This is a genomic window from Brucella daejeonensis (assembly GCF_014199265.1).
GTDB lineage: Bacteria > Pseudomonadota > Alphaproteobacteria > Rhizobiales > Rhizobiaceae > Brucella > Brucella daejeonensis.
The window spans coordinates 141900-168496 of sequence record NZ_JACIJG010000007.1 but is presented as its reverse complement, the minus strand read 5'-3'; the positions used below and the strand labels follow the sequence as shown (position 1 = coordinate 168496).

The following is a 26597-nucleotide window of genomic DNA, read 5'->3' as shown; positions in this document are numbered from 1 at the left end:
CCATGGCAACCAGAACCCGCCTGAATCTCTATTTCGACCCCGCGCTCATTCCACAGATCGAGGCGATGGCGCTGCGCCGCTCGGTGGCGCTGCGCCGCAATGTCTCGAAATCCGCCATCGTTGAGGCGGCGGTCATGTCCTACCTGTCCGGCGATTCCGCCGACCAGCTTGAAGCCGCCATGTCGCGCCGCTTGGACAAGCTCGGCCGCCAGATCGACACGCTCGACCTAGACCTCGCCGTCCTTGGCGAGGCGGTCGCGCAGTTCATCCATTTCTGGATGACCCTCACGCCGCCGCTTACGGGAGCCGCACAATCCGCTGCCCGCGCCAAAGGCGCGGAGCGGTTTGAGGGCTTCATGCAGAATCTCGGCCGGCGTCTGGCGACGGGCGACAGGTTCCTCAAAGAGCTGTCGCGTGACCTCGACTCACTTCCCGACGATCCGTTGCCGGACGAGTCCGAGAGCAACGGCGATCAAGAGTAAGTATTCGGACCCATCCTATTTACCGCCGTTCGCCGCCGATCACCGCACGCAGCTAGATACTTGTTGAACCGGCCAGATTTCGGCCTCTCTTAATCGACCCCGATCCGGGGATGGCCTGTCGCGTCCCCGCAAGAAGCCGGGGCCGACATGACCACCAACCACCAAAGACCGGAAGCCATTGCGCGCGGCGCACGCATGTTGCGCACCGCGCTCGGCCCCGCCATTGCCCGGCTGCTCGAAGACCCGGCCGTGGTCGAGGTGATGTTGAACCCGGACGGGCGGTTGTGGATCGACCGCCTGTCCGAAGGGCTTTCCGACACGGGCGAGCGCCTGTCCGCCGCCGATGGCGAACGCATCGTTCGGCTGGTCGCGCATCATGTCGGCGCGGAGGTTCATACCCGCAGCCCGCGCGTCTCGGCCGAGTTGCCGGAGTCTGGCGAAAGATTCGAGGGCCTGCTGCCACCCGTGGTCGCCGCCCCGACCTTCGCAATCCGCAAGCCCGCCGTCGCCGTGTTCAGCCTCGACGACTATGTGGCGGCGGGGATCATGTCCACCGATCAGGCCGCGACGTTACGCGCGGCCGTTTCCTCCCGCGCAAACATCCTCGTGGCGGGCGGCACCAGCACCGGCAAGACCACGCTGACCAATGCGCTGCTCGCCGAGGTGGCGAAGACGGCGGATCGCGTCGTCATCATCGAGGACACGCGCGAGCTGCAATGCGCCGCGCCCAACCTTGTCGCCATGCGGACGAAGGATGGCGTCGCCAGCCTGTCGGACCTTGTGCGGTCCTCGCTGCGCCTGCGCCCCGACCGCATCCCCATCGGCGAGGTGCGCGGCTCCGAAGCCCTCGACCTGCTCAAAGCGTGGGGCACCGGCCATCCGGGCGGGATCGGCACCATTCACGCCGGCACCGGCATCGGCGCGCTGCGCCGTCTTGAACAGCTCATCCAAGAGGCTGTCGTTACCGTCCCGCGCGCCCTGATCGCCGAGACTATCGACCTTGTTGCCGTCCTTTCCGGGCGCGGTTCCGCGCGCCGGCTTGCCGAGCTTGCCCGCGTCGAAGGGCTGGGGCCGGACGGCGACTATCGCATCACGCATCCCATCCCTTTGGCAATCCCCACCAGCACAGGAGAATCTTCATGATCCGCACGATTTCGCGCGGCTATCGCACTATGGCGACCGCCGCATCCGCCCTTGCCATCAGTCTCATGCTCGCCCCGGCCGCCCATGCGTCCGGTTCGTCGATGCCATGGGAACAGCCCTTGCAGCAAATCCTCCAGTCCATCGAGGGGCCGGTCGCCAAGATCATCGCCGTCATCATCATCATCGTGACCGGCCTGACCCTTGCGTTCGGCGATACCAGCGGTGGCTTCCGTCGTCTGATCCAGATCGTATTCGGCCTGTCCATCGCCTTCGCGGCGTCGAGCTTTTTCCTGTCGTTCTTCTCGTTCGGCGGCGGGGCGCTCATCTGATGGCGGGCGGCCTCGAACAGCTCGACGCGGTGCCGGGATTCACGGTCCCGGTCCATCGGGCGCTGACCGAGCATATCCTGCTCGGCGGCGCTCCGCGCGCCATCGCCATCATGAACGGGACGCTGGCCGGGGCCGTGGGCCTTGGCCTGCGTCTTTGGCTGGTCGGCCTCGCCATATGGGCCATCGGCCATTTCGCGGCCGTGTGGGCGGCGAAGCGCGATCCCCAATTCGTCGAGGTCGGGAGGCGGCATCTGCGCATCCCGGCTTTTCTGGCGGTGTGAGGGCGCGGCCATGATGAACCTTGCCGAATACCGCCGCACCGCCACCCGGCTCGCCGATTATCTGCCATGGGCCGCATTGGTCGGCTCCGGCGTCGTCTTGAACAAGGACGGGAGTTTTCAGAGAACGGCGAAGTTTCGCGGTCCTGATCTGGATTCCGCCGTCGCGGCCGAGCTGGTCGCCGTCGCCGGCCGCATCAACAACGCCGTGCGCCGCCTCGGCTCCGGCTGGAGCATCTTCGTCGAGGCGCAGCGCAGCGAGGCGGCGACCTATCCCGACAGCATGTTTCCCGATCCCGCGTCGGCGCTGGTCGATGCCGAGCGCAAGGCCGGTTTCGAGGAAGCGGACGCGCATTTCGTGTCCGGCTATTTCCTCACCTTCCTCTGGCTACCACCCGCCGAGGAAGCGGCGCGGGCGGAAAGCTGGCTCTACGAGGGCCGAGAGAAAACGGGTATGGACCCGTGGGAAGTCCTGCGCGGCTTCATCGACCGCACCGACCGCGTGCTGGCCTTGCTCGACGGCTTCATGCCCGAGTGCCGTTGGATGGATGACGGCGCGACGCTGACCTATCTCCATTCCACCATCTCGACGAACCGGCATCGTGTGCGCGTGCCCGAGGTGCCCATGCACCTCGACGCGCTGCTCGCCGACCAGCCGTTGACCGGCGGGCTGGAGCCGCGCCTTGGCGACGCGCATCTGCGCGTTCTGACCATCGTGGGATTTCCGACCGCGACGACGCCCGGCCTGCTCGATGAAATGAACCGGCTGCCGTTCCCCTACAGGTGGAGCACGCGCGCGATCCTGCTCGACAAGACCGATGCGACCCGGCTGCTGACCCGCATCCGTCGCCAATGGTTCGCCAAGCGCAAGAGCGTCGCCGCGATTCTGAAAGAGGTGATGACCAACGAGGCGTCCGCCCTTGTGGACACCGATGCCGCGAACAAGGCGCTCGACGCCGACATGGCGTTGCAGGAGCTTGGGGCGGACGTGGCGGGCATGGCCTACGTCACGGCGACCGTCACCGTATGGGATGCCGACCCGCGCGTGGCGCAAGAGAAGCTGCGCCTGGTCGAGAAGATCATTCAGGGCCGCGACTTCACCGCCATGCCCGAGAGCGTCAACGCGGTTGACGCATGGCTCGGCAGCCTCCCCGGACACGCCTACGCGAATGTCCGCCAGCCGCCTATCAGCACTTTGAATCTCGCCCACATGATCCCGCTTTCGGCGGTGTGGGCGGGGCCGGAACGGGACGAGCATTTCGGTGCGCCCCCTTTGCTCTTTGGAAAGACCGAAGGCTCAACCCCGTTCCGGCTAAGTCTCCATGTCGGCGACGTAGGCCACACCCTTGTCGTCGGCCCCACGGGCGCGGGCAAATCCGTGTTGCTTGCCCTCATGGCCTTGCAGTTCCGGCGCTATGCGAGATCGCAGGTCTTCGCCTTCGACTTCGGCGGCAGCATCCGCGCCGCCGCGCTCGCCATGGGCGGTGACTGGCACGACCTTGGCGGCGGGCTGACAGAAGGGGACGAGGCGTCCGTTTCGCTCCAGCCGCTTGCCCGCATCCACGACACCTATGAGCGCGCATGGGCGGCGGACTGGATTGCCGCCATCCTCATGCGCGAAGGCATCGCCATCACGCCCGAGGTCAAGGAATATCTTTGGACGGCGCTGACTTCGCTCGCCTCGGCCCCGGTCGAGGAACGCACCATCACCGGCCTTGCGGTGCTGCTGCAATCCAACGATCTGAAACAGGCGCTCCGGCCGTTCTGCGTCGGCGGTGCCTATGGCCGGCTGCTCGACGCCGAGACAGAGCATTTGGGATCGGCGGACGTGCAGGCGTTCGAGATCGAGGGCCTTGTCGGGACCGGCGCGGCCCCGGCCGTGCTCGCCTATCTGTTCCATCGCATCGGCGACCGACTCGACGGGCGGCCGACGCTGCTCATCATCGACGAGGGTTGGCTTGCGCTGGACGACGAGGGTTTCGCCGGCCAGCTCCGCGAATGGCTGAAAACGCTGCGCAAGAAAAACGCCAGCGTCATCTTCGCCACGCAAAGCCTTTCCGACATCGACGGCAGTAACATCGCGCCCGCGATTATCGAGAGCTGCCCGACGCGGCTCCTGCTGCCGAACGAGCGGGCCATCGAGCCGCAGATCACGGCCATTTATCGCCGTTTCGGACTCAATGACAGGCAGATCGAAATCCTCGCACGGGCCACGCCCAAGCGGGATTACTACTGCCAAAGCCGCAGGGGCAATCGCCTGTTCGAGCTTGGCCTGTCCGAAGTCGGCCTCGCCCTCTGCGCCGCATCCGCCAAATCCGACCAGACGCTCATTGCGCAGATCGTCGCCGAACACGGTCGCGACGGCTTCCTCGCCGCATGGCTGCGTGAGCGCGGCGTCGATTGGGCTGCCGAACTGATCCCCAACCTCACCAATCTTGCCGACCGGCCGGAATCCGCCGTGCCGGCCCGGCTCGATACCGACCCCACACAGGAGATTCTTCCATGACCTATCCAAAAATCGTCGGGGCCTCGGCCCTCGCGCTGGCGCTCGCCGTGCCCGTCGCGCTTTCGCCCATGCTGGCAAGCCCGGCCCATGCGCAATTCGGCTTCGGCCGCATCGTCTATGACCCGAGCAACTATGCGCAGAACGTGCTCACGGCAGCGCGCACGCTCGAACAGATCAATAACCAGATCACCAGCCTCCAGAATGAGGCGCAGATGCTCATCAATCAGGCCCGTAATCTGGCGAGCCTGCCGTATTCGTCGCTCCAGCAGCTCCAGCAGAACGTCCAGCGCACGCAGCAGCTTCTCGGCCAAGCGCAGAACATCGCTTTCGAGGTCGGGCAGATCGACCAAGCGTTCCAGCAGCAATATGGCAATGTCTCGCTATCGGCGACCGACGCTCAGCTTGTCGCCGACGCGCGCGGCCGCTGGGAGAACACGGTCGGCGGTTTGCAGGACGCTATGCGCGTGCAGGCGGGCGCGGTCGGCAATATCGACACCAACCGCGCCGAGATGGCCGCGCTGGTCGGCCAGAGTCAGGGCGCGACCGGGGCGCTGCAAGCCACGCAGGCCGGCAACCAGCTTCTTGCCCTCCAGTCGCAGCAGCTTTCCGACCTGATCGCGGTCATCTCGGCGAACGGCCGCGCCGATGCGCTGACAGAAGCGGAGCGCGCGACCGCCGCCGAGCAGGGCCGCATCCAGCGCGAACGGTTCCTGACGCCGGGCAGCGGTTATCAGCCGGGCAATGCGCAGATGTTCAACAACGGCAACAACTGACCGGGAGGCTCGCCATGGACGGCAAGATGCTGGCGCGGCTTGCGGCCGTTGTGTTCATCGCTATCGCCGTCACGGCGACCGCAATCGACATGGCGCGGAAGGATGAACCTTCCGCGCCGCCCCCGGCCTCGGCCCTCCAGCCGCCGCCCGATCCCCTGCGCGACAGCCTGCGCCGTTGCCAGCAGCTCGGCGAGGCCGCCGCAAGCGATGCCGACTGCCTCGCCGCTTGGGCTGAATCCCGCGACCGCTTCCTCGGCCGTGACCGCAGCGAGGCGCGCTGACCATGGGCAACACGGGCGTCATCGACAATTTCCTCGGAGTCTTCACCTCCTACATCGACAGTGGTTTTGGGCTGCTCGGCGGCGAGGTCGCCTTCATCGCCACAACGCTGATCGTCATCGACGTGACGCTCGCCGCGCTCTTTTGGGCATGGGGCGCGGATGACGACATTATCGCGCGGCTGGTCAAAAAGACGCTGTTCATCGGCGTCTTCGCCTACATCATCGGCAATTGGAACAACCTCGCCCGCATCGTCTTCGAGAGTTTCGCCGGCCTCGGCCTCATGGCATCGGGGACGAGCTTTTCCGTTGCCGACCTTATGCGGCCGGGTCGCGTGGCGCAGACCGGCCTCGACGCCGGCCGTCCGCTGCTCGACTCCATTTCCGACCTGATGGGCTGGATCGCGTTCTTCGAGAACTTCATCCAGATCGCGTGCCTGCTGTTCGCATGGGCGCTGGTGGTGCTGGCCTTCTTCATCCTCGCCATCCAGCTTTTCGTGACGCTGATCGAGTTCAAGCTGACCACCTTAGCGGGGTTCGTGCTGATCCCCTTCGGCCTTTTCGGCAAGACCGCCTTCATGGCCGAAAAGGTGCTCGGCAACGTGGTGTCGTCCGGCATCAAGGTTCTGGTGCTCGCCGTCATCATCGGCATCGGCAGCACCCTGTTCTCGCAATTCACGGCCGGTTTCGGCGGGGCGACGCCGACCATCGACGACGCCATGGCGATTGTGCTCGCCGCTCTGTCGCTGCTCGGCCTCGGCATTTTCGGCCCCGGCATAGCAAACGGCATCGTCTCGGGCGGCCCGCAGCTCGGCGCGGGCGCAGCCGTGGGAACCGGGCTTGCGGTCGCAGGTGCAGGCGTCGCCGCTGGCGGCGGGGCCATGCTCGCCGCCAAGGGTGGTGCTGCTGCGCTGTCCGGCGGGGCCGCTGCCGTCCGCGGCGGGGCGACGGCCGCGGGCGCGGCAACCGCAGCCTATAGCGTCGGCGCGCTCGGCCAGTCCGGCGCGGCCGGTGTCGCTTCCGGCCTTGGCGGTGTTGCCCGCGCCGCAGGCTCGGCCGCCGTCTCTCCCTTGAAGCGCGCCGTCTCGAAAGCCACCGAAAGCGTCAAATCCAGCTTTTCCGGTGGCGCACGCGCCGCCTTCGGTGTGACCGGCGGCTCATCCACCGCAGGCACGGTCAGCGGCGGGAGCACCGCCCCCGCCACATCATCCGCATCGGCCGGCACCGCTCCCGCGTGGGCGCAACAGATGCGGCGCTCGCAGGCCATGAACCACGGCACCACCATGGCCGCCCATGCGGTGCGCTCCGGCGACAGCCACGGCTCCGGTTCTTCCATCAACCTTTCCGAAAGTGACCGCACATGAGCATATTCAAACGACCAGCCACCCATTACGGCAAATCGCCAGAACCCGAGACGCCCTATCAGAAGGCCGCGCAGGCGTGGGACGAGCGTATCGGCTCGGCCCGCGTGCAGGCGAGAAACTGGCGGCTCATGGCCTTTGGTTCCCTGATCCTGTCGGCGGGCTTCGCCTCGGCGCTGGTCTGGCAGTCTGCACGCGGGACCGTGGTGCCGTGGGTAGTGCAAGTCGATGATCTCGGTCAGGCGCAGACCGTCGCGCCCGCCAATGCCGACTATCGGCCGACCGATCCGCAGATTGCTTTCCATCTCGGCCGATTCATCGAGCAGGTCCGCGCGATCCCGGCCGACGCGATCATTGTCCGCCAGAACTGGCTTCGCGCCTATGAGTGGACCACGGATCGCGGCGCGGCGGCATTGAACGACTACGCCCGCGCCAATGACCCCTTCACCAAGGTTGGCCGCCAACAGGTCGCCATCGAAGTGTCATCGGTCATCCGGGCATCGCCGGATTCCTTCCGCGTGTCGTGGGTGGAGCGGCACTACGAGAACAGCCAGCTCTCCACGACCGAACGATGGACCGCCATCCTGACCATCGTGATCCAGACCCCGCGCGATGCCGAGCGACTGCGCGCCAATCCTCTTGGCATCTACGTCAATGCAATTTCGTGGTCGCGGGAGATGAGCCAATGAAAACTTCAGCTTGCATCAATCACCTCGCTGATCTTTCCCTCGGAGATCATGAAAAACGAGGTGCCCGTCATCTCGATCTCCTGCCCGGCCTTCCAGCCATTGGGCAGGTCGGTCTTGACCTTGGCGCGATAGCCGATGCGCACGGCTGCACGGTCGTCTATCGCGATACAGTCGAGGATCGTCTGTTCTCTTTCAGCAAACAACTGGACGCCCTGTTCCGCCAGCGCGCGGAATGCCTCGATCCCGTGCGTTTCGTTCGTCGTCTCTCCGTTCGATCTGTTGATAAACCGAACCTCGCCCGACAGGCAGTCGAGCATCGCCTGAACATTCATCCTGTTGTAGGCGTCGATATACCGGGCAACAATCGTCGGCACAGAATCCATTCTGTCGATTCCTCCTTACTGATCCTGAAGTCGCTAACCTATGCGATTTTTGCGACGGCGTTTGCAATTACTTTGGCGGGCTGCGCCACCAACCGGACGCCGCAATTCAGCTACGATGCAAGCGTGCCGCCGCTGCCGACCGTGCAGGCGGCAGCAGCCGACAACACGCCCCGGCCGTTGCATGTGCCCCCGGCATGGACCGTCGCACGCGGCGGCACGGCTGCCGGCACGCCGACCGGCCGCGTCGAGAACGCCAATGCAGCCGCTCGCGTCGAGCCGCGCCGCGAAGGTTACTACAACGCCATCCAGATTTATCCGTGGTCGGAAGGCGCGCTCTATCAGGTCTATGCCGCAGTCGGGCAGATCACGACGATCGCGCTGGAGCCGGGCGAGAGCCTGACAGGCGCGGGGCCGATTGCGGCGGGCGACACCGCCCGCTGGATCATCGGCGACACCGAGAGCGGCAGCGGCGCAAACCGCCGTGTCCATATTCTCGTGAAGCCGACGCGGCCGGACATTTCGACCAACCTTGTCGTCACCACCGACCGGCGCACCTACATGCTCGAACTGCGCGCGCGGGAATCGCTCTACATGCCCGCCGTGGCATGGGCCTATCCCGCAACGCCGGGCCAGCGCCAGACCGTTCCGGCCGCGCCGATCATCCCGGCCGAGGCGGCGCGGAACTATCGCTACGGATTGCAGGTGCAGGGCGACAGCCCGCCGTGGCGGCCCGTCTCCGTCTTCGACGATGGCCGCCGCGTCTATGTCGTCTTCCCGGCCGGGATCGTGCAGGGCGAAATGCCGCCGATCTTCGTGCTTGGCGCGAACGGCGAGCCGCAAATCGTCAATTCCCGCATCCACCAGAACGTCCTGATCGTGGACCGTCTGTTCGGCGCGGCCGAGCTGCGCCTTGGCAGCGGCAACCGCCAGCAGGTCGTCAGGATCGTCCGCACCAACCCGACGCAGGCCGCAGCAGAACCAGCCAGCACGACCACGGGAGGATCGTCCTAATGAGCGATACCAATATCGCAGCCCCCATGCGCCTGCGCGCTGAATCGCCCCGCGTCACCCGCCTGTCGCGCAAGATGCTGGCAGGCGTCGGCGCGGTCGCCTTGCTCGGCATCGGCGGCGCACTGATCTACGCGCTCCAGACCCGCGACGCAGGACCGGGCGACGAAGAACTCTATTCGACCAACAACCGGCAAACTGCCGATGGGCTGGCGGGCCTGCCGAGCGACTATAGCGGGCCGGTGCTCGGCCCCGCGCTGCCCGGAGATTTGGGCCGCCCCATTCTCGACGCGCAGAACCGGGGACAACCAGTCGCGCCGCCCGTTATGGCGACGCCCGCCGTCGATCCAGAGGAAGAACGCCGCCGCGCCGAGGAAGAAGCCGCGCGCTTGAGCAATGTGTTCTTCCAGTCCGGCCCGCGCACAGGTGCGCCGGCAGGAACGGCCATGCCCGGCCTTGCCGGGCTTGGCCTCGGCGGGCAGCCCGCGACACAGGATCGCCACGCGGCGTTTCTCAACGGGCCGGTGGATCGGCAGACCGTCGCGCCGGATCGCGTCACGCCGCCGGCCTCGCCCTACATCCTTCAGGCCGGGGCCGTGATCCCGGCCGCGCTCATCACCGGCATCCGTTCCGATCTGCCCGGCCAGATCACCGCGCAGGTGACAGAGAACGTCTATGACAGCCCAACCGGCTCGCTGCTCCTGATCCCGCAGGGAACGCGCATCATCGGTCAATACGATGACGGCGTGACCTTCGGCCAGCGCAGGGTGCTCTTGGTGTGGAATCGCCTGATCCTGCCGGGCGGCCGTTCCATAGTTCTGGAGCGCCTGCCGGGCGCGGATGCCAGCGGCTATGCCGGCCTTGAGGATGGCGTCGATTATCATTGGTGGGATCTGATGAAGGCCGCAGGGCTATCCACGCTGCTCGCAGTCGGCACGGAGCTGGCGACGAGCGACGAGGACCGGCTTATCCGGGCTATCCGCGACGGCGCGCAGGATACCGTCAATCAGGCGGGCCAGCAGATCGTCCAGCGCCAGTTGCAGGTTGCGCCGACGCTCACCATCCGGCCCGGCTTCCCGGTCAGGATCATCGTCACCCGCGATCTTGTGTTCGAGCCGGCAGGAGGTTGACCATGACGAAACTGAAACTCGGCCCGCTGCCCGACGACAAGCCTGTCAAGGTGACGGTGGAACTGCCCGCGCCGCTTCACCGCGATCTGATCGACTATGCCGAGGTGCTGACCCGTGAAACCGGCAGGCCCGTCACCGATCCCATCAAGCTCATCGTGCCCATGCTGGAGCGGTTCATCGCTACGGATCGCGGCTTCGCCAAGGCACGGCGAGCCGCCAACTGAGTCCCATCCCGGCAGGGGTGCCGCCAGCGCATAGGCGCAAATGCGGCACGCTACAGGCCGCCGACTGCCCTCCATGGTTCGCCTAATTCCGGGGCCTATAGCGCCCCGGAATCCACCAGAACCAAGGAGGATTCCATGTGCGCAGAGCGCCGCCGTGCCCGCAAAGGGCGACCGCGACAGTCGATCCCCGAACCACTTCCCGACGATCTTTTCGACTATGCCGACGATCCCACGCCGGACGGCCGAACGCGAGCCAGCGACGCGCCGCTTCTCGGCCCGGACGGACAGAGGATGCGCGTTATCGACGATTGGCCGGAGAACATTCCCGTCACCGAGGCTGAGATTGACGTGTTCGAGCGTTGGTTCGGCGATGTGTTCGACGAACTCCTGAACCCGAGAAAGCCGGATGATGGCTTGCATTTCCTATCTCAAACTGATAGGAAAAAGACTTGAGCGGGCATCGTGATCCGGGCCTCGATACGCTTCTGGACCTCGACGGACAGATGCTCTTTGTCGACCCCGAGGGCGGCCATTGGGTGAAGTTCATCGTCACCCGCGTTCCGGCCTCGCCGGAAAAGCCGCATGGCCTCGATTATTCGCTCACGCTTCACGGGCCTTCGGGCGAACGGCTGGTCGGCTTTGACAACGCCCACCCGGTCGGCCGGGGCAGACGCGGCGAGCCGATGGACCATCGGCACCGCCTCCAGACCGTGAAGCCTTACGCCTACGAGGATGCGGCCACGCTGCTGGCCGACTTCTGGCAGGCGGTGGACGCGGTGTTGAAGGAACGAGGTGCCCTATGACCACATTGAAAGTCGGGATTGCCGACTATGAAGAAATGAAGGCCCGCACCATGCGGATCGCGCGCGGCGAGGAAAAACCTGCGCCCAGCGATCCGAAGGTGTGGTTCACCTCGACCGAATCCTTTGCCAAGGTGCTGTCGGCCGGTAACCGCGAACTGCTGCGCATCATCGCCGAGAAAGCCCCGGCCTCACTGGAGGAACTGGCGGAAATCACCGGCCGGGCCGGCTCCAATCTGTCACGCACCCTGAAAACCATGGAGAGCTACGGTCTTGTGCGGCTTGAGCCGGGGCATGGGCGCAAGCTCGCACCCAAGGTAGTGCATGATCGCGTGGAACTGGCGTTGCCCCTTATCGACCGCCCCAAAGTGAAGAAAGCTATGGGAGGCCAAGCATGAACATGCACAGCCCAACCGTTACCGCCCGCGCCGCCCTCTACCTGCGCGTCTCGACCGCCCGGCAGGCCGAGCATGACATTTCTATTCCTGACCAGAAGCGGCAGGGCGAAGCCTATTGCGAGCAACGCGGCTACCAGCTCGTTGAGACTTACGTTGAACCGGGCGCAACCGCCACCAACGACAAGCGCCCCGAGTTCCAGCGCATGATCGAGGCGGGCACGTCCAAGCCTGCGCCTTTCGATATTGTCGTGGTGCATAGCTTCTCTCGTTTCTTCCGCGATCACTTCGAGATGGAGTTCTACGTCAGGAAGCTGGCGAAAAACGGCGTCAAGCTGGTGTCGATCACGCAGGAGATGGGCGACGATCCCATGCACCAGATGATGCGGCAGATCATGGCCCTTTTCGACGAATACCAGTCGAAGGAGAACGCCAAGCACGTCCTGCGCGCCATGAACGAGAACGCCCGGCAAGGCTTCTGGAATGGCGCGCGGCCGCCTATTGGCTATCGCATCGTTGCGGCCGAACAGCGGGGATCGAAGACCAAGAAGAAGCTGGAGATCGACCCGCTGCACGCCGACACCGTGCGGATGATCTATCGCCTGTTCCTTGAGGGCGACGGCACGCGCGGCGCGATGGGTGTCAAGGCCATCGCCACCTATCTCAACGAGCGCCGTTTCTTTACCCGCGACGGCGGCCGGTGGGGGCTGGCGCAAATCCACGCCATCCTGACCCGCACCACCTATATCGGCGAGCACAGGTTCAACACGCGGTCGCACAAGGACCGCCAGAAGAAGCCGGAGAGCGAGGTCGCCATCATGGCGGTGCCGCCCCTAATCGAGCGCGAGACGTTCGACGCGGTGCAAGCCCGCCTCAAGTCCCGCAATCCCATGGTGACGCCTGCACGTGTCTCCAGCGGCCCGACGCTCCTGACCGGCATTTGCTTCTGCGCCAAGTGCGGGGGAGCGATGACCCTTCGCACCGGCCAAGGCAGCACGGGCGCGACATACCGCTACTATACCTGCTCGACCAAGGCCCGGCAGGGCAAGACCGGCTGCAAGGGTCGCACAATCCCCATGGACAAGCTGGACCATACGGTCGCCGATTATATCGGGGACCGCCTGCTCCTGCCCAAGCGGTTGGAAACCGTCCTTGCCAGCGTCATCGACCGCCGACAGGAACGCACCGAACGCCGCCGCGAGCATCTTGCCGAGCTTCAAAGGCGAATCACGGAAGCCGACCAGCGGCTCGGCCGTCTCTTTGACGCCATCGAAGCCGGCATGGTGGACAAGGACGACGCCATGGCAAAGGAACGCATGGTGAGCCTCAAGGCATTGCGGGATCAAGCCGCCGCCGACGCGGAGCGCACGCAGCTCGCGCTCGATAGTTCAGGCAATCAGGGCGTCACCCCCGATATGCTCAAGGGGTTTGCCCGCAAAGCCCGTGAACGGATCAGGCTCAACGATGGCGGCTACCGCCGCGACCATCTACGCGCGCTGGCGCAGCGTGTCGAGGTTGCCGACGACGAGGTTCGCATCATGGGATCGAAGTCGGAACTGCTGCGAACGTTGGTCGCCGCTTCAAGCGTAGAAACGGCGGCGTTCGGCGTTCATAGTTCTGTTCTGAAATGGCGCACCCGAAAGGATTCGAACCTCTGACCCCCAGATTCGTAGTCTGGTGCTCTATCCAGCTGAGCTACGGGTGCTTGCCTTGTGTGCCGCTCGCTGCGGCGATGGGCGGTTGATAATCGGACAGACTGCCAAATGCAAGCGTCTTTTTAGAAAAAAAATCAGTTCTGTGAATATTTCTTGTCGATCCTCACATTTGCGGGGTTCTGCTCGCAAAGGCGCGGCAACTGCTGATTGCCTGGAGCGCCGATCTGATTCAGTCAGATTGAAACGCGCTTTAGATCCTGGACACTTTCCCCTGCGCGCCGATTGTTATTTCCGTCGCGCTGTGCCGGCAAATCGGGGATTCGAATCTCGAAATGCGCCCCCACGGGGCGGTCCTCGCGCAGCTCTATCGTCCCGCCATGGGCCCGGATCAGTTCCTGCGCGATGGCAAGGCCAAGCCCGGTGCCGTCGCTGCGTGTCGACCCCTTGAAAGCGGTAAAGAGATTGTCGCGCGCCTTCTGCGGCAGGCCCGGCCCAGTATCCTCGACCCCGATGATTGTGGTCGCGCCGATTCGGCCCGCCGAAATCGTGAGCCGTTTGACGGTCGCGTCGTCGCCCGTCTGGTCGCGCTCCATCGCCTGCACGGAATTACGGCAAAGATTGCTCAGCACGCGGAAAATCTGCTCCGAATCGACATTTAGCTCGAATTCCCGCGACACGAGGTTTTCGAACTCCACGCTGCTGTCGGGCCTGAGATTGAGCGTTTCCTGCACGTCGGCAATGATCGTATGCAGCAGGACACGGCGGGGCCGGGGGGGCGCTTCCTGCGAGCGGCCATAGGCCATGACGCTTTCCGAATAACTGATCGCGCGGCTGAGCGTGCGGATCAGTTTCGGCGCAAATCTCTGCACCATCGGGTCCTCGGTATCGGCAAGCCTGTCGGACATCAGCTGCGCGGAAGCGAGGATATTGCGCATGTCGTGATTGATTTTCGAAACGGCGAGGCCGAGATCGGCCAGGTGTTTCTGTTCCTTGAGCGTTCGCTGGAGATCGCTCTGGATGTGGGAAATCTGCCGTTGGGCGATTCCGAATTCGTCGCGGCGATTCTCCGGAACGAGGATGAGCGCCGGATTATCCGGCGACGACGCGAAATCGATCATGTTGCGATGCATGATACGCACGGGTCTCAGCAGCATCTCGTGAATAATGAGATAGATGAGGCTCGCTGCGATCACCGATATGATGAGCGAGATGAAAGTCACATTGCGCGCATAAACCAGCAAGGCGTGGCGAAGCGGTGCGTCGGACGTCACGATCTCGATGACCCTGCCGGGCGTGCCGGAGGCTGAAACGGAACCATATATGCGTAATGTTCGGTTGCCGCCGTTGAAAAGCGTGTCGAAACCGTCCCAGATGGCGGCGGCTTCGCTGATATTGTCGAGATCGATGACCTGATCGATCCGGCCGGGCATCTCCGTCATGGCGAGCAGCCGGGACGCCCCCGCCTCACGCATGGCGATTGCTTTCGTGCCCGTCGCCAGCAGAACCTTGTCCTGGATATTGCGCGGCACCTCCATGTCACCGCTTGCAAGAAGGACCTCGCTGACGGCCCCGACAGTATCGAGGCGCGAACTCAGCCAGCGCACGCGCATATTCGCCACGGAGGGGACGAAGATGAGGACTTCGGCAATGAGAACGGCAAGCGCGGTGAGAAGAAGCAGCTTGCTGGAAAGCCTGTTGCGCCAGGGCAGCCGCGTGAACTGCGTGGGAGACAGGCGTTCGACAGTCGCATCCGCTGGCGCCGCTTTGCCACCGGGGATGCCCGAATCCATCGACTTTTCAAGAACCGCCATAATCTTCATCCGATTCAAGGCCACTTTATACCGGCGCGTCCGGGTGCTAACCCCATCCGCGCCCTGGAAATGCTCAATCGCCGCGCAGGCTTATTCAATACACTCTGAGTTCCACTCATCGAACTTTGGTAATACCGGCCCGGCTATCCTCGTGCCCGGACAGGCAGGCGTCAAAGTTCGATATATAAATGCAGCCTCTATATATGGAGCCGACGGATAATTCCAACCGGCTTTACAAAATCGGCCGGTTAAGAGGAAATCCGCCCTGCATTACCGAAATTTAACTCGACGTCTTGAATCTACGTGTGCGAGAACCTGACCAAAATTCTTTGTCGCCTTCAGGTTGCATGATTTGTGCAATGTGAAGGCTATCATCGTTCTGATACTATCTGTTGGCATTTTCCGCGTCCAACATGACTGATTTTGAATATGAGGTGCGTCAGAAGCAATGCGTCGGACCTCGCCGGAGAGTTGAATGAAATCCTGGAAACAGATCCTGCTGAGCCTGCTGATCGCCGCTGCCGCGATAGGCGGTTGGTATGTCTACAAGAACGAGAACGGCGCTGTCAAAACGGCTGCGACGGAAGGATCTGCCCCCGGAGGTCAGGCGGGCCGGGCAGCGCCGCTGGTCGTCGTGGCGCCGGCGGGCGAGGAAACCATCAACAACCGGCTCACCGCCATCGGCTCGGCGCGTGCGCTCAGCACCGTATCCGTGACGCCTTATTCCAGCGGCTATATGACAAAGCTTTATGTCAAGGCGGGCGATAATGTGAAGGAAGGCGATCCGGTCGCCGAGATGGATGCCGAAACCGAGAAAATAGCGGTCGCCAAGGCGGAAGCCGCATTGAAGGACGCTCAGACGACGCGCCAGCGCATTGCGAAGCTGCGGGCGACCAACACAGCCACGCAGGTCCAGGTGGTCGAGGCGGAACTGGCCGTTGCCAATGCCCAGCTTGCCCAGCAGGACGCCCAGCTTGCGCTCGGCCGCCGCACGGTTCGCGCGCCGATTTCCGGCATTGTCGGCATCCTGCCCGTCAATGTCGGCAATTATGTTACCGCGCAGACCTCCATCGGCCGGATCGACGACCGGTCGAAGGTGCTCATCGATATATGGGTTCCGGAACGTTTCGCGCCGCAGATCAAGGTCGGGCAGCCGCTGATCGCGGAATCGACCGCTTTCCCCGGAGAGACTTATAGCGGACAGATCAACGCCGTGGACAACATGCTGGATGAGGCGAGCCGCACCCTGCACATCCGGGCGGAAGTGCCGAACGAGCAGGACCGTCTGCGCGCGGGCATGTCGTTCTCCGTCACGGTTCTGTTTCCGGGCGACAGCTATCCCTCCGTCGATCCGCTGGCCATTCAATGGGGCGCCGACGGCTCCTATGTCTGGCGTATCGAGAACGGTATCGCCAAAAAGGTTGCCGCGCGCATCGTCCAGCGCAATTCCACCAACATTCTCATCGATGGGCCGGTGAAGCAGGGCGACATGATCGTCACGCAGGGCGTGCAGACGGTGCGCGACAATGCACCGGTGCGCATCAAGGGAGAACAGGGGACGGTGCAGGCCGACCCCGCCGCCGCAAAACGCGTTGCAGGGTGAGGGCGTGAGCGTGAGCGGTCAGAATTCCTCATCCGGCAAGAATGGCGGGTCCACGGCGCTTTTCATCCGCCGCCCGGTTTTTGCCTTCGTCATCAATGTCCTGATCGTGGTTGCCGGACTGGCGGCCTTCACAGGCGTCGACATTCGCGAATTGCCGGATGTCGACCGGCCTGTGGTCACGATCAGCACCGATTTCAGCGGCGCATCCGCTGAAACCATCGACAGGCAGGTGACGCAGGTCCTCGAAAATGCCGTCGCGCGCGTTTCGGGGGTGAAATCCATCTCTTCCACATCGTCGTTCGAACGCAGCCGCGTCACGGTGGAATTCAACGATGGCGTGGACCTCAACGTAGCGGCCGCGGATATGCGCGACGCGATTTCCCGTGTTTCGAACACCTTGCCGGAAGAGGCCGATCCGTCGCGTATCATCAAGGCGGATTCGAACGCCGATCCGGTGCTTCGCCTGGCGGTCACATCCGACACCATGTCCGTCGACGATATGACGGTTCTGGTGGAAGACCAGATCGAGGACGTGCTGTCGGCGGTGCCGGGCGTCGCCGATGTGCAGATCAACGGTGAGCGCGACAAGATTTTCCGCATCGACATCATTCAGGCGCGGCTCGCGAGCTACGGTCTCACCATTGCCGATCTGGCCAATGCGCTCTCTTCCATGGGACTGGATGCGCCGGCGGGTTCGTTGCGCAGCGCCGACCAGTCCATCGTGGTGCGCGCCACCGCCAATCTGGAAAAGCCGGAAGATTTCGAGAACGTCTATATCAACCAGCGCACGCAGATTCGCGACGTCGCGACCGTCACGCTCGGCCCGGATATCGAAAGCTCCGCGGTCCGTTCGAATGGAAAGACCGCCATTGGCCTCGGCATCGTCCGTCAGGCGCAGTCGAACACGCTCGACATTTCGGATGGAATCCGCGCCGCCGTCGCCAACCTGCAGAAGACCTTGCCGGAAGGCGTCAACATCGCCGTCACGAGTGACGATGCAAGTTTCATCAACGGCGCCATCCATGAAGTGGAGATCGCGCTGGTCGCTTCGGTGATCATCGTGGTCGCCATCATCTTCATGTTCCTGTGGGATATCCGCGCCACGCTCATTCCCGCCCTGTCGATGCCGGTCGCGCTGATCGGCACGATCGCGGCGATCTATCTTGCGGGTTTCTCGGTCAATATCCTTACTCTTCTGGCGCTGGTGCTCGCCACCGGGCTGGTGGTCGATGATGCCATCGTGGTGCTGGAAAACGTCGTCCGCAGGCGAAATCAGGGCATGGGGCCGCGGGCCGCGGCGGTGCTCGGCACGCAGGAAGTGTTCTTCGCCGTCATCGCCACCACGCTGACGCTCGTGGCGGTGTTCGTGCCGATTTCCTTTCTGCCGGGGCAGGCGGGCGGTCTTTTCCGCGAGTTCGGCTTCGTGCTGGCGATTGCAGTGCTTCTTTCGGCGGTCGTCGCGCTGACCCTCTGCCCGATGCTCGCCTCGCGCTTCCTCAAGGAAGGGAGTGGCGAAGCGGCGGAAGGCGGTCACGGTCCCCTGTTCCTGCGCCGCATTGGCGCGGGACTTGCAAACTTCTATCGCAAGAGCCTCCATGTCTGCCTGTCCGCCCCGTTCGTGGTGGTGCTCGTCGCCCTGCTTTTCGCCGGTGCGTCCTATGTGGGTTACGGCCTGATCCGTCAGGAACTGACGCCATCGGAAGACCGCGCTGTCGCGCTGTTGCGCATCAACGGGCCGCAGGGCATCAGCGTGGAATTCCTCCAGTCGCAACTCGACAGGATCGAGGAGGCCGTCCAGCCGTTGCGCGATAGCGGAGAAATCACCACCACCTATGCCATCGCCGGTTCGGGCGGATCGTCCAGCAACGGCTTCGTCGTCCTGACGCTGGCGCCGTGGAAGGAGCGTGCCCGCAGCCAGCAGGAGATCATGGCCGACATCACGCAGCGTATACGCGGCATAACGGCGGTGCGTATCTTCACGACCCAGCCGAACAGCCTCGGTATTCGCGGCGCAGGCAACGGGTTGCAGTTCGCCATTGTCGGCAGCGACTATGCCAAGCTCCAGCCCGCCGCGCAGGAGGTGGTTGCGGCACTGGAAAAAGATCCGCGTTTCGTGCAGCCGCGCCTTTCGGTGGAACCGACGCAGCCGCAGCTCTCCGTCGAGATCAATCGTGAGCGCGCTTCCGATCTGGGTATCGACATTACCGGCCTGGCAAATGCCGTGCAGTCGGTGCTCGACGGCCGCAAGATCGGATCGGTTTATGTCGGGGACCGCAGTTTCGACGTGAAGCTGGTCTCGACCACCAATCCGATCAACGATCCGACCGATCTTGAAAACATATTCATCAAGACGTCGGATGGCCGCTATGTGCCGATGTCTTCCATCGCCACGGTCGTCGAGAAGGCGGTTCCCCCGCAGCTCAATCGCGAAACGCGGCAACGTTCGGTGTCGATAACCACCAACCTGCGCAGCGATTTTGCGCTGGGCGATGCCTATGCGGCCGCGCAGGAGATCGCCGCGCCGCTTCTGCCGCCCGGCAGCCACATCATTCCGCTTGCCGAGGCTTCCACGCTCAGCGAAACCTCGAGCGGCCTCGCCATGGTGTTCGGCTTCGCCATCATCATCATTCTTCTCGTGCTGGCGGCGCAGTTTGAAAGCTTTGTCAGCGCGCTCATCGTGATGGCAACCGTTCCTCTTGGGCTTGGCTGCGCAGTCTTTGCAATGTTGCTGACGGGCACGAGCCTGAACGTCTACAGCCAGATCGGGCTTGTGCTGCTGGTCGGCATCATGGCCAAGAACGGTATTCTGATCGTCGAGTTCGCGGACCAGTTGCGCGACAGGGGGCTGAGCGTACGCGAGGCGATTGAGGAAGCATCCAATATCCGCCTGCGCCCCGTTTGCATGACGATGATCTGCGCCGTGCTGGGCGGTGTGCCCCTTGTGCTTGCAAGCGGCGCGGGCGCCGAAGCGCGTGTGGCGCTCGGATGGGTTATCGTCGGCGGTCTTGGGCTGGCAACCGTCGCCACCCTTTATGTCACGCCGGTCGCCTACCTGCTTCTCGGGCGCTTCACGAAGCCGAAGGCAGAGGAAGAAGCGCAGCTCGAACGCGAGTTGGTCAGCGCCGTGGCGCTGGAGGAAAAGCTGAAGTAGGTAAAAAAGCAAACCCCGGAAGCAGGCTTCCGGGGTTTGCTTTTTGAATGTCCGGTTGAATGTCCGGGATTATTTCTTCATGGCATCGGTGATTTTCGTCGTCCATGCCCCTTCAGGCTTCTTGGTTATGACGGGATCGGAGCCGCCGCCGAGAAGCGTTTCCACGGTGCGGTCGGCGGCGGCCACATCCAGCGTACCGTCGGAACCGTCGATCAGCTTGCCGATCTCCTTGATCATGCGCTCCTGAACTTGCCTCGTTTGTGCGCCGGAGGAATCGTTGTCGAGGATGATTTCGGCGGCTTCGTCCGCATGTTCGGAAGCATATTGCCACCCCTTCATCGAAGCGCGGACGAAGCGCGCCAGCTTGTCGACCATGGCCGGGTCGTCGAGGCTCTTTTCCAGCACATAAAGCCCGTCTTCCAGCGTGGCCACGCCCTGTTCCTCATAGGGGAAAACGACGAGCTGGTCGGCCGGGATTCCGGCGTCGATTACCTGCCAGTATTCATTATAGGTCATGGTGGAAATGCAGTCGGCCTGCTTCTGGATCAGCGGATCGACATTGAAGCCCTGCTTCAGAACGGTCACGCCGTCCTTGCCGCCCTGCGTCGGAATCTTGAGATGGTTCATCCAGGACAGGAACGGATATTCGTTGCCGCCGAACCAGACGCCCAGCGTGCGCCCCCTGAAGTCCTCCGGCTTGGTGATGTCGGTATCCTTGCGGCAGGTCAGCATCATGCCGGACTTCTTGAACGGCTGGGCGATATTGACCAGCGGCACGCCCTTTTCACGGGTGGCGAGCGCCGACGGCATCCAGTCCACCACGACGTCGGCCCCACCGCCCGCGATCACCTGCGGCGGCGCTACATCCGGCCCGCCCGGCTTGATTTCGACGTCGAGATTTTCCTCTTCGTAATAGCCCTTGTCCTTTGCCACATAGTAACCGGCGAACTGTCCCTGCGTTACCCATTTGAGCTGCAAGGTCAGCTTGTCCGCCGACATTGCGGTACTCGTCATGAGTGCCAGCGCAAGCCCGGCGGTTCCAAGGCAGAGCGATAATGCCTTCTTCATTTCAGTTCTCCTCTGGTTGCCGGTCCCGCCTTATTCTTGCGGATACCGGTATTCAGGCTCAGGCCCTTCTGTAGGAAGGGTGCCAGAATGTCATGCGACGCTCTATCAGCGCGATCAGTCCGTAGGAAAGCGATCCGGCGAGCGCGGCGACGAAGATTTCGGCCCAGACCATGTCCACATTCATGCGCCCGATCTCCGCCGAGATGCGGAAGCCCATGCCGACGATGGGCGTGCCGAAGAATTCGGCCACGATGGCGCCGATCAGCGCGAGGGTGGAGTTGATCTTGAGCGCATTGAAGATGAAGGGCTGGGCTGCGGGCAGGCGCAGCTTGAAAAGCGTCTGCCAATAGCCGGAGCCATAGGTTTCCATCAGGTCGCGTTCCATCGATCCGGTGCTGGCAAGCCCGGCGACCGTGTTCACGAGCATCGGGAAGAATGTCATGATGACGACGACCGCAGCCTTCGACTGCCAGTCGAAACCGAACCACATCACCATGATGGGCGCGACGCCGACGATGGGGAGTGCGGCCGCCAGATTGCCGAGCGGCAGCAGGCCCTTGCGCAGAAACGGAACCCGGTCGGCGACGATGGCCGTCACGAAGCCCAGTCCGCAGCCGGCCACATAGCCGATGATGACGGCCTTGAGGAAAGTCTGGCGGAAATCCGCCAGCAGGATCGGCACGGACACGACGATGCGCGCCCATATGGCGGACGGCGCGGGCAAGAGGACCGGCGGGATGGCGAAAAGACGGACAGCCGTCTCCCACAGGGCCAGCATCGCGATGCCGAACAGTGCCGGGACGGCGATATCGAGAAGCTTTTGTCCCACCGGATTTCGGGTCCTGAAACTCGCCACCCAACTGATGAGACACCATGACAGCGCCATGAGCGCCAGTACGGAGAGAATGCCGGTCATCATGCTGCGGCCCTTTCCGGTTTTGCGCCCATGCGCCGGTTCACGATCTGTGCGGCGATGCCGATCAACGCAACGAGCACAGCCGCCATCAATGCGGCCGCGACCAGTGCGGCCCATATCTGCACGGTCTGCCCGTAATAGGAGCCTGCCAGCAATCGTGCGCCAAGGCCAGCGACCGCCCCTGTCGGCAATTCGCCGACAATCGCGCCGACAAGGCTGATCGCGACTGCGATCTGCATCGATGTGAACAGGAACGGCATGGCGGCGGGAAAACGCAGTTTCCAGAACACCTGCGACCGCGAGGCATTATAGGTGCGCATGAGGTCGAGATGCATCACATCCGGCGAGCGCAAACCTTTCACCATGCCGACGGCTACGGGGAAGAAGGAGAGATAGGTCGATATGATCGCCTTGGGCAGCAGGCCCGCTATGCCGATGGCGTTCAGGACCACGATCACCATGGGCGCTATGGCGAGGATGGGGATCGTCTGCGAGGTGATGATCCACGGCATCAGGCTTTTGTCGAGCGTGCGCGAATGGACGATGCCGACCGCCAGCAGGACGCCGAGCGCCGACCCCATGACGAAGCCGAGCAGGGTGGAGGAAAGCGTCACCCAGCCATGATAGACGAGGCTGCGCTTGGAGCTTGGTTTTACGCCGAACACGCTTTTCCAGATTTCCTGCGCCACCTGATGCGGGGCGGGCAGGACCGGGCGGTCCTGATGCATCGTATTGGCAACAAGCGTCGAGAACGGGATTTCCGTTCCCGCGCGTGTCGCCTGGTCGCGTTCGAAAGGCGCATTGAGAAACACCGCCAGTGCGTACCACAGCGCAACGATGACGATGAGGACTGTCGTCACTGGGATCAGTTTGTCGCGCAGAAACGAGGCCTCAGTCATGGATATGCCCCAGCCGAAGCCCTTCGCGAACGCGGTGGGCGATTTTGAGAAAGGCTTCCGATTCCCGGATTTCCAGCGAACGATTCGGCCCCAGATCGCAATCGATGATCTCGTGAATGCGGCCGGGACGTGGACTCATGACGACAATCTTGGTGGAGAGGAAGACCGCTTCCGGAATGGAGTGGGTAACGAAAATGACGGTCTTTTTCGTCGCCGCCCATAATTTCAGAAGCTGTTCGTTGAGGTGGTCGCGCACGATCTCGTCCAGCGCGCCGAAAGGTTCGTCCATCAGGAGCATGTCGGGATCGAAGGAAAGCGCACGGGCAATCGATGCGCGCTGCTGCATCCCGCCCGAAAGCTGCCATGGATATTTCTTGCCGAAGCCCGCTAGATTGACGAGTGCGAGATTGCTCTCGATCCGCTCGCGCCGTTCCGCCCTGGAAAAGCTCATGATTTCGAGTGGCAGGCTGATATTGTCTTCAATGGTGCGCCACGGGAAAAGCGCCGCCGCCTGAAACACATAGCCGTAGGAGCGGTCGAGGCGGGCCTGTTCCGGCGTTTTTCCATTGACCGTCACCAGGCCGGATGTCGGCTGTTCAAGATCGGCAATGACACGCATCAGCGTGGTCTTGCCGCAGCCCGAAGGGCCGATAAAGGAGATGAACTCGCCGCGCTTGACGGCGAGATTTATATTCGAAAGCGCGTGGACCGGGCCGTCATTGGTCTCGAACACCAGCGAAAGATCGTTGATGTCGATGACGGTTCCATCTGCTTTCTGGCCCCGCTCCGGGGCCATGCTGTTGACGTTCATCATATGCACTTCCCGAAGCTGCGCCATGGCCATTTCGTCAGACTCCTATCGGCATATGTTCGGCGCTGCGCTCCACCTTGCGAGGCGCGACGACTTCCTTCCATTGCGACAGCGCACGGTTGACCGCGCCGTTCGGCTCGCGCTCGACGAAGCGCCCGTCGCCCGGTTCCGCTGTGACATGGCCTTCCTTGAAGGCGACCCGCCCGCGTGAAAGCGTCATGACCGGAAGCCCCTTCAGCTCGAACCCCTCGAACACATTGTAATCGATGGAGGAATGCTGGGTTTTGGCCGAAACCTTTTTGGTCGCTTCCGGGTCCCATATGACGAGGTCCGCGTCGGCGCCGGGCAGTATCGCCCCCTTTTGCGGATAGATGTTGAGAATCTTGGCGATGTTGGTGGACGTGACCGCCACGAATTCGTTCGGCGTGAGACGTCCCGTTCGCACACCGCGCGACCACAATACCGGCATCCGCTCTTCAAGCCCTCCGGTTCCGTTCGGGATTTTGGTGAAATTGCCCATGCCGTGGCGTTTCTGTTCGGTCGTGAAGGCGCAGTGGTCCGTTGCGACGCATTGCAGGCTTCCGGCTGCCAGCCCGGCCCAAAGGCTGTCCTGATTGCGCTGGTCGCGAAATGGCGGCGACATCACGCGCCGCGCGGCATAGTCCCAGTCGCGATTGTGATATTCGCTTTCGTCGAGCGTCAGATGCTGGATCAGCGGTTCGCCGAAAACCCGCATCCCTTTCTGGCGCGCGCGGCGGATAGCTTCGTGGCTCTGCTCGCAGGAAACATGCACCACGTAAAGCGGCACGCCCGCCTGATCGGCGATCATGATGGCGCGATTGGTGGCTTCGCCTTCTACTTCCGGTGGGCGGGAATAGGCATGGGCCTCCGGCCCGTCATTGCCCTCGGCCAGCAGCTTTTCCTGCAAATGTGCGACGATATCGCCGTTTTCGGCATGGACGAGCGGCATTGCACCCAGTTCCGCGCAGCGCTGGAACGAGGCGAACATCTCGTCGTCGTTCACCATCAGCGCGCCCTTGTAGGCCATGAAATGCTTGAAGGTGTTGATGCCGCGCTTCACCACCTCGGCCATTTCGTTGAAGGTGCGCTCGTTCCAGCCGGTGATGGCCATGTGGAACGAATAGTCGGTGCGCGCCTTGCCCGCTTTCTGGAACCATTCCTGTAGCGCCTCCAGAAGATTGCCTTCGGAGCCGGGAAGGACGAAATCGACCACCATCGTCGTGCCGCCTGCAAGCGCTGCCGAGGTGCCGGTATCGAAATCGTCTGAGGAATAGGTGCCCATGAAGGGCATCTGCAAATGGGTGTGCGGGTCGATGCCGCCGGGCATGACATAGCAGCCGGATGCATCGATCACTTCATCGCCGGAGAGATTGTCGCCGACGGCAACAATCTTTTCGCCTTCGATGAGAACATCGGCTTTAAAGGTGCGGTCAGCCGTGATGACGGTTCCGCCTTTGATGACCTTTGCCATTGTTCGTCGTTCCCCTTTTGGTTTTGTTGCGAACAGTAGCAGTATTGGAAAGGTCCGAAATCAACTTACAATTTCAGCGGTCTCCAATACTGCATGTAGAAGCACGTCGGTTCCCGCCGACGCCCATTCCTTCGAAATGTCTTCGTCTTCATTGTGGCTCAGCCCGTCCACGCAGGGGCACATGATCATCGCGGTCGGCGCCACGCGATTGACCCAGCACGCATCGTGCCCGGCGCCCGAAACGATGTTGCGGTGGCTGTAGCCGAGCCGTTCCGCCGCATTGCTGATCGCTTCCACGCAGCCCGTATCGAAGGTCACGGGATCAAAATGACCGGCCACCTCGATCTCGATGCCAATCCCCAGTTCCTCCGCGATTTTCGGCGCTTCCGCCTCGAAACGCGCCTTCATGCCGTCGAGCGTTGCCTGACTGGGCGAGCGGAAATCGACCGTGAACACGATCTGGCCCGGAAGTACGTTGCGTGAATTGGGCGAGACGTCGATATGGCCCACGCCGCCGACTGCGTCGGGCTGGTGCGCCATGGCGATCCCGTTGACAAGTTGCAGCATCCTGCCGAGGCCGAGGCTTGCGTTCTTGCGCATCTTCATCGGCGTGGAGCCCGTATGGGCTTCCTTGCCGGTCAGTGTCACCTGTAGCCACCAGAGGCCCTGCCCATGGGTGACGACACCGATATCCTTGTGTTCCGCTTCGAGGATCGGACCCTGTTCGATATGAAGCTCGAACATCGCATGGATTTTGCGTTTGCCGACCGGCTCGTCGCCCTTCCAGCCGATGCGTTCCAGCTCGTCGCCGAACTTTTTGCCCTTGGCGTCGGTGCGCTCGTAAGCCCATTCCTGCTCCAGCACGCCCGCGAATACGCCGGATGCCAGCATGGCGGGCGCGAAGCGCGTACCTTCCTCATTGGTCCAGTTGACCACGACGATGGGGCGTTTGGTCCTGATGTTCATGTCGTTCAGCGAACGCATGACTTCCAGCCCGCCCAGCACGCCCAGCACACCGTCGAACTTGCCGCCGGTCGGCTGCGTGTCGAGATGGCTGCCCATATAGACGGGATCGGCATCCGCATCTTCGCCGGGGCGGGTGAAAAACATATTGCCCATGGTGTCCACACCCATGGAGAGACCGGCTTTTTCGCACCAGCTCTGAAACAGTTTGCGACCTTCACCGTCCTCGTCGGTCAGGGTCTGGCGGTTATTGCCGCCGCGCACGCCGGGACCGATCCGGGCCATGTCCATAAGGCTGTCCCACAAACGGTCGCCATTGACTCTGAGATTGCTGGTGAGCACCATGCACTCTGCCTCCGCATTCTGTACGCGTTTCCAGATCCGGGCCAGTATATCTTCAGCCCGTATCCACCCGCTAATAATGTTCCCGTGACCCGGCTCTCTGGCCA

Annotated in this window: 26 protein-coding genes and 1 tRNA gene; 18 read left to right on the top strand and 9 right to left on the bottom strand. The window is 63.0% G+C overall.

Annotation, left to right across the window (positions count from 1 at the left end):
- The first annotated feature begins 2 nt into the window (after positions 1-2).
- The 9 genes from FHS76_RS11155 (at position 3) to trbF (ending at position 7839) form a co-directional block, all read left to right on the top strand.
- Positions 3-482 (top strand): hypothetical protein, encoded by a 480-nt coding sequence (locus FHS76_RS11155; protein ID WP_024353496.1) that lies wholly within the window; start codon positions 3-5, stop codon positions 480-482.
- A gap of 147 nt (positions 483-629) precedes the next feature.
- On the top strand, positions 630-1625 hold the full coding sequence (trbB, locus tag FHS76_RS11150) for a P-type conjugative transfer ATPase TrbB (protein WP_034115569.1): 996 nt from the start codon (positions 630-632) through the stop codon (positions 1623-1625).
- A complete protein-coding gene (locus FHS76_RS11145) occupies positions 1622-1954 on the top strand; it encodes a TrbC/VirB2 family protein (protein WP_034115570.1) in 333 nt (110 codons plus the stop codon). The genes trbB and FHS76_RS11145 overlap by 4 nt, the downstream gene beginning before the upstream one ends.
- On the top strand, positions 1954-2235 hold the full coding sequence (locus tag FHS76_RS11140; RefSeq protein ID WP_150349940.1) for a VirB3 family type IV secretion system protein: 282 nt from the start codon (positions 1954-1956) through the stop codon (positions 2233-2235). Before FHS76_RS11145 ends, FHS76_RS11140 begins: the two co-directional genes overlap by 1 nt.
- 10 nt (positions 2236-2245) lie before the next feature.
- The gene (gene trbE, locus FHS76_RS11135; protein ID WP_034115572.1) at positions 2246-4738 is read left to right on the top strand and encodes a conjugal transfer protein TrbE; all 2493 of its coding nucleotides are present in this window, start codon (positions 2246-2248) and stop codon (positions 4736-4738) included.
- Complete coding sequence (trbJ, locus tag FHS76_RS11130) at positions 4735-5511, top strand: P-type conjugative transfer protein TrbJ (RefSeq protein ID WP_034115573.1); 777 nt, start codon at positions 4735-4737, stop codon at positions 5509-5511. The genes trbE and trbJ overlap by 4 nt, the downstream gene beginning before the upstream one ends.
- Before the next feature lie 14 nt (positions 5512-5525).
- A complete protein-coding gene (gene trbK-alt / locus FHS76_RS11125) occupies positions 5526-5792 on the top strand; it encodes a putative entry exclusion protein TrbK-alt (RefSeq protein WP_034115574.1) in 267 nt (88 codons plus the stop codon).
- Positions 5793-5794: 2 nt separating this feature from the next.
- Positions 5795-7153, top strand: coding sequence for a P-type conjugative transfer protein TrbL (gene trbL, locus FHS76_RS11120; protein ID WP_112330128.1), 1359 nt, complete (start codon positions 5795-5797; stop codon positions 7151-7153).
- The gene (trbF, locus tag FHS76_RS11115) at positions 7150-7839 is read left to right on the top strand and encodes a conjugal transfer protein TrbF (RefSeq protein WP_018426312.1); all 690 of its coding nucleotides are present in this window, start codon (positions 7150-7152) and stop codon (positions 7837-7839) included. The genes trbL and trbF overlap by 4 nt, the downstream gene beginning before the upstream one ends.
- A 5-nt stretch (positions 7840-7844) precedes the next feature.
- On the opposite strand, the gene FHS76_RS11110 is transcribed toward trbF, so the two are convergent.
- Entirely contained in the window at positions 7845-8222 is a 378-nt protein-coding gene (locus FHS76_RS11110; RefSeq protein WP_018426311.1) for a nuclear transport factor 2 family protein, read from the bottom strand.
- A gap of 18 nt (positions 8223-8240) precedes the next feature.
- Here FHS76_RS11110 and trbG point away from each other — a divergent pair, with 18 nt between their 5' ends.
- From trbG to FHS76_RS11075, 7 genes are all read left to right on the top strand, one after another.
- Entirely contained in the window at positions 8241-9233 is a 993-nt protein-coding gene (gene trbG / locus FHS76_RS11105; RefSeq protein ID WP_205026386.1) for a P-type conjugative transfer protein TrbG, read from the top strand.
- Positions 9233-10360: a TrbI/VirB10 family protein gene (locus FHS76_RS11100; protein WP_112330126.1), complete on the top strand. Its 1128-nt coding sequence runs from the start codon at positions 9233-9235 to the stop codon at positions 10358-10360. Before trbG ends, FHS76_RS11100 begins: the two co-directional genes overlap by 1 nt.
- 2 nt (positions 10361-10362) lie before the next feature.
- Positions 10363-10584 carry a DUF2274 domain-containing protein gene (locus tag FHS76_RS11095; protein ID WP_183652148.1) on the top strand — a complete coding sequence of 74 codons (222 nt, stop codon included), beginning with the start codon at positions 10363-10365 and terminating at the stop codon, positions 10582-10584.
- Between the two features lie 135 nt (positions 10585-10719).
- On the top strand, positions 10720-11037 hold the full coding sequence (locus tag FHS76_RS11090) for a hypothetical protein (RefSeq protein ID WP_018426307.1): 318 nt from the start codon (positions 10720-10722) through the stop codon (positions 11035-11037).
- Positions 11034-11387 carry a toxin-antitoxin system TumE family protein gene (locus tag FHS76_RS11085; protein WP_018426306.1) on the top strand — a complete coding sequence of 118 codons (354 nt, stop codon included), beginning with the start codon at positions 11034-11036 and terminating at the stop codon, positions 11385-11387. Before FHS76_RS11090 ends, FHS76_RS11085 begins: the two co-directional genes overlap by 4 nt.
- Complete coding sequence (locus FHS76_RS11080) at positions 11384-11782, top strand: HVO_A0114 family putative DNA-binding protein (protein ID WP_018426305.1); 399 nt, start codon at positions 11384-11386, stop codon at positions 11780-11782. Before FHS76_RS11085 ends, FHS76_RS11080 begins: the two co-directional genes overlap by 4 nt.
- The gene (locus FHS76_RS11075) at positions 11779-13437 is read left to right on the top strand and encodes a recombinase family protein (protein WP_183652145.1); all 1659 of its coding nucleotides are present in this window, start codon (positions 11779-11781) and stop codon (positions 13435-13437) included. Before FHS76_RS11080 ends, FHS76_RS11075 begins: the two co-directional genes overlap by 4 nt.
- On the opposite strand, the gene FHS76_RS11070 is transcribed toward FHS76_RS11075, so the two are convergent.
- Positions 13408-13484: transfer RNA gene (locus FHS76_RS11070), tRNA-Arg, on the bottom strand. The genes FHS76_RS11075 and FHS76_RS11070 overlap by 30 nt on opposite strands.
- Before the next feature lie 183 nt (positions 13485-13667).
- On the bottom strand, positions 13668-15245 hold the full coding sequence (locus tag FHS76_RS11065; protein WP_183652142.1) for a sensor histidine kinase: 1578 nt from the start codon (positions 15243-15245) through the stop codon (positions 13668-13670).
- 475 nt (positions 15246-15720) lie between these two features.
- On the opposite strand from FHS76_RS11065, the gene FHS76_RS11060 reads away from it, so the two are divergent.
- Together FHS76_RS11060 and FHS76_RS11055 are read left to right on the top strand one after the other, a co-directional pair.
- Positions 15721-16848: an efflux RND transporter periplasmic adaptor subunit gene (locus FHS76_RS11060; RefSeq protein ID WP_183652139.1), complete on the top strand. Its 1128-nt coding sequence runs from the start codon at positions 15721-15723 to the stop codon at positions 16846-16848.
- Positions 16849-16858: 10 nt separating this feature from the next.
- Entirely contained in the window at positions 16859-19999 is a 3141-nt protein-coding gene (locus tag FHS76_RS11055; protein ID WP_183652136.1) for an efflux RND transporter permease subunit, read from the top strand.
- Positions 20000-20068: 69 nt separating this feature from the next.
- Here the strand turns inward: FHS76_RS11055 and FHS76_RS11050 are convergent, their stop codons facing one another.
- The 6 genes from FHS76_RS11050 to FHS76_RS11025 are packed head-to-tail and all read right to left on the bottom strand — an operon-like array spanning position 20069 to position 26493.
- A complete protein-coding gene (locus FHS76_RS11050; RefSeq protein WP_183652133.1) occupies positions 20069-21067 on the bottom strand; it encodes an ABC transporter substrate-binding protein in 999 nt (332 codons plus the stop codon).
- Between the two features lie 58 nt (positions 21068-21125).
- On the bottom strand, positions 21126-21986 hold the full coding sequence (locus FHS76_RS11045) for an ABC transporter permease (protein ID WP_183652130.1): 861 nt from the start codon (positions 21984-21986) through the stop codon (positions 21126-21128).
- Positions 21983-22882 (bottom strand): ABC transporter permease, encoded by a 900-nt coding sequence (locus FHS76_RS11040; protein WP_183652127.1) that lies wholly within the window; start codon positions 22880-22882, stop codon positions 21983-21985. The genes FHS76_RS11045 and FHS76_RS11040 overlap by 4 nt, the downstream gene beginning before the upstream one ends.
- Positions 22875-23693, bottom strand: a complete 819-nt coding sequence (locus FHS76_RS11035; protein WP_183652366.1) for an ABC transporter ATP-binding protein — start codon at positions 23691-23693, stop codon at positions 22875-22877. The genes FHS76_RS11040 and FHS76_RS11035 overlap by 8 nt, the downstream gene beginning before the upstream one ends.
- A 37-nt stretch (positions 23694-23730) precedes the next feature.
- A complete protein-coding gene (hydA, locus tag FHS76_RS11030) occupies positions 23731-25185 on the bottom strand; it encodes a dihydropyrimidinase (RefSeq protein WP_183652124.1) in 1455 nt (484 codons plus the stop codon).
- Between the two features lie 60 nt (positions 25186-25245).
- Positions 25246-26493 carry a Zn-dependent hydrolase gene (locus FHS76_RS11025; RefSeq protein ID WP_183652121.1) on the bottom strand — a complete coding sequence of 416 codons (1248 nt, stop codon included), beginning with the start codon at positions 26491-26493 and terminating at the stop codon, positions 25246-25248.
- Positions 26494-26597 lie beyond the last annotated feature (104 nt).

Coding starts and splice junctions, on each gene's coding strand:
- FHS76_RS11155 (WP_024353496.1), top strand. CDS start 3: ATGGCAACCAGAACCCGCCTGAATCTCTATTTCGACCCCGCGCTCATT.
- trbB (WP_034115569.1), top strand. CDS start 630: ATGACCACCAACCACCAAAGACCGGAAGCCATTGCGCGCGGCGCACGC.
- FHS76_RS11145 (WP_034115570.1), top strand. CDS start 1,622: ATGATCCGCACGATTTCGCGCGGCTATCGCACTATGGCGACCGCCGCA.
- FHS76_RS11140 (WP_150349940.1), top strand. CDS start 1,954: ATGGCGGGCGGCCTCGAACAGCTCGACGCGGTGCCGGGATTCACGGTC.
- trbE (WP_034115572.1), top strand. CDS start 2,246: ATGATGAACCTTGCCGAATACCGCCGCACCGCCACCCGGCTCGCCGAT.
- trbJ (WP_034115573.1), top strand. CDS start 4,735: ATGACCTATCCAAAAATCGTCGGGGCCTCGGCCCTCGCGCTGGCGCTC.
- trbK-alt (WP_034115574.1), top strand. CDS start 5,526: ATGGACGGCAAGATGCTGGCGCGGCTTGCGGCCGTTGTGTTCATCGCT.
- trbL (WP_112330128.1), top strand. CDS start 5,795: ATGGGCAACACGGGCGTCATCGACAATTTCCTCGGAGTCTTCACCTCC.
- trbF (WP_018426312.1), top strand. CDS start 7,150: ATGAGCATATTCAAACGACCAGCCACCCATTACGGCAAATCGCCAGAA.
- FHS76_RS11110 (WP_018426311.1), bottom strand. CDS start 8,222: ATGGATTCTGTGCCGACGATTGTTGCCCGGTATATCGACGCCTACAAC.
- FHS76_RS11100 (WP_112330126.1), top strand. CDS start 9,233: ATGAGCGATACCAATATCGCAGCCCCCATGCGCCTGCGCGCTGAATCG.
- FHS76_RS11095 (WP_183652148.1), top strand. CDS start 10,363: ATGACGAAACTGAAACTCGGCCCGCTGCCCGACGACAAGCCTGTCAAG.
- FHS76_RS11090 (WP_018426307.1), top strand. CDS start 10,720: ATGTGCGCAGAGCGCCGCCGTGCCCGCAAAGGGCGACCGCGACAGTCG.
- FHS76_RS11080 (WP_018426305.1), top strand. CDS start 11,384: ATGACCACATTGAAAGTCGGGATTGCCGACTATGAAGAAATGAAGGCC.
- FHS76_RS11075 (WP_183652145.1), top strand. CDS start 11,779: ATGAACATGCACAGCCCAACCGTTACCGCCCGCGCCGCCCTCTACCTG.
- FHS76_RS11065 (WP_183652142.1), bottom strand. CDS start 15,245: ATGGCGGTTCTTGAAAAGTCGATGGATTCGGGCATCCCCGGTGGCAAA.
- FHS76_RS11060 (WP_183652139.1), top strand. CDS start 15,721: ATGAAATCCTGGAAACAGATCCTGCTGAGCCTGCTGATCGCCGCTGCC.
- FHS76_RS11050 (WP_183652133.1), bottom strand. CDS start 21,067: ATGAAGAAGGCATTATCGCTCTGCCTTGGAACCGCCGGGCTTGCGCTG.
- FHS76_RS11045 (WP_183652130.1), bottom strand. CDS start 21,986: ATGATGACCGGCATTCTCTCCGTACTGGCGCTCATGGCGCTGTCATGG.
- FHS76_RS11040 (WP_183652127.1), bottom strand. CDS start 22,882: ATGACTGAGGCCTCGTTTCTGCGCGACAAACTGATCCCAGTGACGACA.
- FHS76_RS11035 (WP_183652366.1), bottom strand. CDS start 23,693: ATGAACGTCAACAGCATGGCCCCGGAGCGGGGCCAGAAAGCAGATGGA.
- hydA (WP_183652124.1), bottom strand. CDS start 25,185: ATGGCAAAGGTCATCAAAGGCGGAACCGTCATCACGGCTGACCGCACC.
- FHS76_RS11025 (WP_183652121.1), bottom strand. CDS start 26,493: ATGGTGCTCACCAGCAATCTCAGAGTCAATGGCGACCGTTTGTGGGAC.